Origin of the sequence: Mycobacterium sp. (genome assembly GCF_044370595.1) — a bacterium.
Classification (GTDB): domain Bacteria; phylum Actinomycetota; class Actinomycetes; order Mycobacteriales; family Mycobacteriaceae; genus Mycobacterium.
On sequence record NZ_JBILVF010000184.1, the window covers coordinates 1 to 5,987 of the forward strand.

Consider the following 5,987-nt stretch of genomic DNA (forward strand, 5'->3'; position numbering starts at 1 on the left):
GGTGGGCAGTCTGCCGACATTGGCCAGGAACCCGCCGAGGGCGTCGGTACCCATATGCCGGGTGCCGGACTTGCCGCGGTAGTGCTGGGTGCGCACGTAGCGGTTGCGGTAGTGAATCTCTCCGCCTCCGATGGTGAAGGCCGACACCATCCCGTCGCCGTCGAAGAGGTGGTGCAGTGGCCGGCCGGTGTGGTCCTGCCAGCGACCCGGGCCGTTGCGGTAGAGGGTTCCGGACAACTCGGCCGGGATCTCGCCGGTGACCGCCTTGACCGGGTAGTCGTGCTCGGTGTGCTGCGGTTCGCTCACACCCAGGCTGCGGAAGTCGGCGTCGTTCATGGCGGCCATCCGGACCATCGCCGCTGCGCGCTCGTCGTCCTCGAGGGAGTCCAGGTACTCGTCCAGGGCGGGGAGGTCCGGCCGGTCGAGCACCGTCTGTGTGGCCGCCGATCGGCGCGATGACGAACGAGGCACCACGAATCCTCCTGACCCGCTTGAGACTGATTGCGACGCTAGTCCCAGTCGGCCGATGTCGTCAAACAAGCCACGCCGAGTGTCACGAACTCATTTGTGCGCATTGCTCTTTCGCGCATCCCCTGATGCTCAGCACTCCGGCTGGACGGACCATTTCTCCTCGATGCGGCCGAACCGCCAGATGAGCATGGAGCCCAGCCAGGTCACGACGAAAAGCCCGACGATCGCGAACCCGAGGACGTTGAGATCCAGCCCGGACACCCAGTCCCAGAAGGCCCCGTGCCAGCCGAATTGATCGACCAGCAGGGTCAGCAGTTGGGCGGTTCCGATGATCAGCGCCACGGCGACCGACAGTCCGGTGACGGTCAGGTTGTAGTACACCTTGCGCACCGGTTGGGAGAAGGCCCAGCCATAGGCGAAGTTCATGAATGAACCGTCGATTGTGTCGAACAGAGTCATACCCGCCGCGAAGATCACCGGCAGGCACAGAATCGCATACCAGGGCAGACCGACGGCTGCGCTGGTGCCGGCCAGTACCAGCAATGCGACCTCGGTGGCGGTGTCGAAGCCCAGTCCGAACAGGATTCCCAACGGGTACATCTGCCAGGACTTGCGGATCGAACCGGTGAACCGGGCGAAGAACCGGTTGAGGAATCCGCGGTTGTTCAACTGCTGTTCGAGTTCGGCTTCGTCGAACTCGCCACGGCGCATCGCGGCGAACACCCGCAGGATGCCCGCGAGGATGACGATGTTGATGGCGGCGATCAGGTAGAGGAAGGCTCCGGAGATGCCGGCGCCGAACACGCCGGTGTAGTGCTGCAGGGCCGAGGAGTCGTCGACGACAGGGCCGACCAGGGCCTTGACCCCCAGCGAGATCAACAGAGCCAGGACGAACACCACCGTCGAGTGGCCCAGCGAGAAGAAGAAACCGACCCCCAGTGGACGCTGACCGTCCTCCATGAGCTTGCGGGTGGTGTTGTCGATGGCGGCGATGTGGTCGGCGTCGAACGCGTGTCGCATGCCCAGCGCGTAGGCGGTCAGTCCCACCCCGATGCCGAGCACCTTGTCGCCGACGCTGAAATGCTGTGGGGCAACCAGGAATACCAGCGTCCCCCAGCCGATGATGTGCAGGGCGGCGACAAAGCCGAACATCGAACCCAGCCGCGCCCACTCACGTCGGGTCAGCAGTGCGCGCAGCCGTTGCCCGCGAGTTCCCACGGTGCGCCACGCTATCAGCGCGACCGCTTTCTGCAAGCGATTCGCAAGAAAGCCACGGGCGGTGGGGTGGTCCGGCGCATCCCCAAGGGAGACACTGGTGCTCATGACAGTTCCGCCGTCCGACGCTGAGCGCATCGGTGAACTGTTGCGCGCCCGCGGTCTGCGCCGGATGCCGTCCCGGATCGCGGTGCTCTCTGTGCTGGAACCCGTCGATGGGCACCTGTCGGTGGCCGAGATTCATCAGCGCATCATCGCCGCCGACACCGGTCCGGATACCGCCCGACCAGATCTGGCGACGGTGTATCGCACGGTGACCACACTGGTCGAGCAGGGCGTGTTGCATGCACTGGCCGTCGACGGCGGTGTCACCACCTACGGCTTGACCGAGAAACCTCATCACCACGCCGTGTGCACCCAGTGCTCGACCATCATCGAAGTGCCCGCTCAGCAGTTGTCCACCGCACTGGAGCACGCCATCGAGGGCAGTTCATTCACACTGTCCGAGCAGGCCGGACTGACCTTGCACGGACGCTGCCCGGACTGCCAGCGCGACGGGTAACCGCCTACGGCGCTCAGCGCTGCCAGGTCGGCATCAGCCCGAGCCGCCACACGCCGGCCGCCACCACCCAGGTCAGGGCGAACAAGCCCACCACGATGAATCCCACCTGCTCCATGCTGATCGAGCTGACCCAGTCGGTGACCGGGTTGGCCCAGCCGAAATCGTCGTGAATCACCGTGATGAGTTGGACGGTGCCGACCAGGCCGGCGACAGCCACCGACAGCGCGGTGATGGTCAGGTTGTAGTAGATCTTGCGGAACGGATCGGCAAAGGCCCAGTCGTAGGCCGCCGACATGAAGACCCCGTCGAGGGTGTCCATCAGGCTCATCCCTGCCGCGAACAACACCGGCAGGATCAGCATCCCGTACCAGGGCAGGCCGGCCGCCGCACCGCTGCCAGCCATCGCCAGCAGAGCCACCTCGGTCGCGGTGTCGAATCCCAGCCCGAACAGGGCACCCACGACGAACATCTGCCTCGGGGTGCTGATCCGGCGCATGACCGGAGTGAGCAGCCGGGCGACCACCCCACGACCCTCGAGCATCCCGTCGAGGTGCTGATCGTCGGCCCGGCCCGCGCGCAGGGCGACATAGGCCCGCCAGATACCCATCAGCACAACGATGTTGACGGCCGCGATCACGTACAGAAAGCCCCCTGACGCCAGCGTGCCCACCGTGCCGAGCAGGCGGCGCGCCGACGAGCCGTCATCCAGGAGCACCTCGGCGGCCTTGGCCGCGGCGCCCACCAGCAGCGCCAGCACCACCACCATCGCCGAGTGCCCGAGCGCGAACCAGAATCCGACCGACTTGGGCCGGTTGCGTTCGGCGGACAGTTTGCGGGTGACGTTGTCGATGGCCGCGATGTGGTCGGCGTCGAAGGCGTGCCGCAGACCCAGCAGATAGGCGGCCACCCCGATCCCGATCGAGAGCACCTGGACGCCGCCGGCCGCGTCGGTGCGGGAGACCAGAAGGATCAGCGCGCCGAATCCGAGGACGTGCAGTGCGCTGACGACGCCGAGTAATCCGGCGACCTGGGTCCAGTCTCGGCGGGTCCAGGACTGCAGCAGACGACCGACAGCCACGTGCGACCTCCTGGGGATTGCGCGTCCCCGTTGCGGGTGACGTCGGGCGGGAGGTCTGGCTCCCCCACCCCGTGGCGAAACGACCGGGGTCGGGACACAGTGGCGCGACCGCACCGGATTCCCACCGGTTTCCGCACCGTCCGACTCTTGCCCGCTGACCATACCGCGGCCTGCCGCGGGCGCCCCCTACAACGGTGTGACGTAGGCCGAACTGATGCCCCCGTCGACTAGGAAGGTCGAGGCGGTGATGAAGGAGGCGTCGTCGCTGGCCAGGAAGGCCACCGCGGCGGCCAGTTCGTCGGCCTCGGCGAAGCGGCCGAGTGGGATGTGCACCAACCGGCGGGCCGCACGTTCGGGATCCTTGGCGAACAGTTCCTGCAGCAGCGGGGTGTTCACCGGCCCGGGGCACAGGGCGTTGACCCTGATGCCCTGCCGGGCGAACTGAACCCCCAGTTCGCGGCTCATCGCCAGCACCCCGCCCTTGGATGCGGTGTAGGAGATCTGCGAGGTGGCCGATCCCATCACCGCCACGAAGGAGGCGGTGTTGATGATCGAACCCTTGCCGGCCGGCACCATGTGGCGCAGTGCGGCCCGGCAACACAGATAGACGCTCGTGAGGTTCACGTCCTGCACCCGCCGCCAGGCTGGCAGTTCGGTGGTCTCGATGAGGTCGTCGTCGGGCGGGGAGATGCCGGCGTTGTTGAAGGCGATGTCCACCGACCCGTAGGCGGCCGCGGCGGCATCGAAGAGGTTGTCCACCTGGCCTTCGTCCGCGACGTCCACGGCGACGAAGAGTCCGTCGAGTTCGTCGGCCACCTGCTCGCCGGTGTGCGGGTCGATGTCGCCGACGACGATGCTGGCCCCTTCGGCGCGCATCCGGCGGGCGGCGGCCAGGCCGATGCCGCTGGCCGCGCCGGTGATGACGGCGACTTTGCCGGCCAGTCGCTGGGTCAGGTCAATCGGTGCAGGGCTCACGGGGCTTCTCCTATCGCGAAGAACACGTTCTTGGTCTCGGTGAAGTGCTCGGGGGCGTCGGGCCCGAGTTCCCGGCCCAGGCCGGAGCGTTTGAACCCACCGAACGGGGTGTTATAGCGCACCGAGGAGTGCGAGTTGACGCTGAGGTTGCCCGACTCCACCGCCCGCGACACCCGCATCGCCCGGGACAGGTTCTCGGTCCAGATCGACCCGGACAGGCCGTAGTCGGTGGCGTTGGCCAGCGCGATGGCGTCGGCCTCGTCCTCGAAGGGCAGTACCGCGACCACCGGACCGAAGATCTCCTCGGTCACCGTCCGGTCGGTCCGATCCGGGGTGAGGACTGTTGGCGGGAACCAGTAGCCGGGGCCCTGCGGTGCAGCACCCCGGAACGCGACCGGAGCATCGTCGGGAACGTAGGAGGCCACTGACTCCCAGTGCGAGCGCGACACCAGCGGCCCCATCTCGGTCTCGCGACTCGCTGGATCACCCACCACCACACCCGTGACCGCGGGTTCGAGCAACTCCATGAACTCATCGAAGACGCTGCGCTGCACGAGGATCCGGCTGCGTGCGCAGCAGTCCTGGCCGGCGTTGTCGAACACACCGTAGGGTGCGGTTGCTGCGGCGCGTTCCAGGTCGCAGTCGTCGAAGATGATGTTGGCGCTCTTTCCGCCGAGTTCCAGGGTGACCCGTTTGACCTGCGCGGCGGCGCCGGCCATCACCCGGGTGCCGATCTCGGTGGAGCCGGTGAACACCAGTTTGCGCACGCCCGGGTGGGTGATGAACCGCTCCCCCACCACGCTGCCCTTACCGGGAAGTACCTGGAACAGATCCGGTGCCAGCCCGGCCTGCAGGGCCAGTTCCCCGAGCCGAATGCTGGTCAGCGGAGTCCACTCGGCGGGCTTGAGCAGCACGGCGTTGCCCGCCGCCAGCGCCGGCGCGAAACCCCACGCGGCAATCGGCATCGGGAAGTTCCACGGGGTGATCACCCCGATCACGCCGATCGGCTCGTGGAAGGTCACGTCGAGGCCGCCGGCCACCGGAATCTGCTTGCCGCTCAACCGCTCCGGGGATGCCGCGTAGTACTGCAACACGTCGCGCACATGTCCGGCCTCCCATTCGGCCGCCGACACCGGATGTCCGGCGTTGGCCACCTCCAGCGCGGCGAGTTCGCCGATGTGTGCGTCGACGACGGCGGCGAAGGAGCGCAGCGCGGCGGCGCGGTCGGCCGGCGGCAGCGCAGCCCAGGTCCGTTGCGCCACGGTGGCGCGCGCCACCGCATCGTCGACCGCGGCGGCGTCGAGCAGCTCGACGGCCTGCAGCGGCTGCTCGGTGGCCGGGTTGATCAGGTGTGTGGTCGCCAACTCACTCACCCCTCCTTCCTCTGCCGGGCGGCCTGAACCAGACCGCTGAAGATCCTCACGTCATCGAGGGTCTCCTCGGGATGCCACTGCACGGCCACCACGAAGTCCGGGCCGGGCATCTCGACCGCCTCGATCACCCCGTCGGTGTCGACCGCGCTGACCACCAGTCCATCACCGAGGCGGTCGATGGCCTGGTGGTGGTAGCACTTGACTTGCAGGGTCGGCCCCACCAGCCCGGCGACCCGACTGCCCGCCACCGCGCGCACGGTGGAGTCAGCGAACATCGCCGCACCGACACGATGTCCGCTGTGGCCGATCACCT

At 67.6% G+C, this 5,987-nt stretch carries 7 protein-coding genes; 1 reads left to right on the forward strand and 6 read right to left on the reverse strand.

Features of this window, described 5'->3' with window-relative positions:
• Together ADBZ5N_RS16830 and nicT (ADBZ5N_RS16835) are read right to left on the reverse strand one after the other, a co-directional pair.
• Positions 1–471 (reverse strand): carotenoid oxygenase family protein (locus ADBZ5N_RS16830; protein ID WP_526259381.1); only part of this gene is annotated, 471 nt, incomplete at its 3' end.
• 129 nt (positions 472–600) lie between these two features.
• Positions 601–1,689, reverse strand: coding sequence for a Nickel transporter NicT (gene nicT, locus ADBZ5N_RS16835; RefSeq protein WP_526259383.1), 1,089 nt, complete (start codon positions 1,687–1,689; stop codon positions 601–603).
• A 103-nt stretch (positions 1,690–1,792) separates the two neighbouring features.
• Here nicT (ADBZ5N_RS16835) and ADBZ5N_RS16840 point away from each other — a divergent pair, with 103 nt between their 5' ends.
• Positions 1,793–2,248 (forward strand): Fur family transcriptional regulator, encoded by a 456-nt coding sequence (locus tag ADBZ5N_RS16840; RefSeq protein ID WP_526259385.1) that lies wholly within the window; start codon positions 1,793–1,795, stop codon positions 2,246–2,248.
• A 13-nt stretch (positions 2,249–2,261) separates the two neighbouring features.
• On the opposite strand, the gene nicT (ADBZ5N_RS16845) is transcribed toward ADBZ5N_RS16840, so the two are convergent.
• The 4 genes from nicT (ADBZ5N_RS16845) to ADBZ5N_RS16860 form a co-directional block, all read right to left on the reverse strand.
• Positions 2,262–3,326, reverse strand: a complete 1,065-nt coding sequence (nicT, locus tag ADBZ5N_RS16845; protein WP_526259387.1) for a Nickel transporter NicT — start codon at positions 3,324–3,326, stop codon at positions 2,262–2,264.
• Positions 3,327–3,512: 186 nt separating this feature from the next.
• Entirely contained in the window at positions 3,513–4,286 is a 774-nt protein-coding gene (locus ADBZ5N_RS16850) for a 3-oxoacyl-ACP reductase (protein WP_526259391.1), read from the reverse strand.
• Positions 4,287–4,297: 11 nt separating this feature from the next.
• Positions 4,298–5,665 (reverse strand): aldehyde dehydrogenase family protein, encoded by a 1,368-nt coding sequence (locus tag ADBZ5N_RS16855; RefSeq protein ID WP_526259393.1) that lies wholly within the window; start codon positions 5,663–5,665, stop codon positions 4,298–4,300.
• A 5-nt stretch (positions 5,666–5,670) separates the two neighbouring features.
• A partial coding sequence (locus ADBZ5N_RS16860) for a gamma-glutamyl-gamma-aminobutyrate hydrolase family protein (protein ID WP_526259389.1) occupies positions 5,671–5,987 on the reverse strand: 317 nt, incomplete at its 5' end.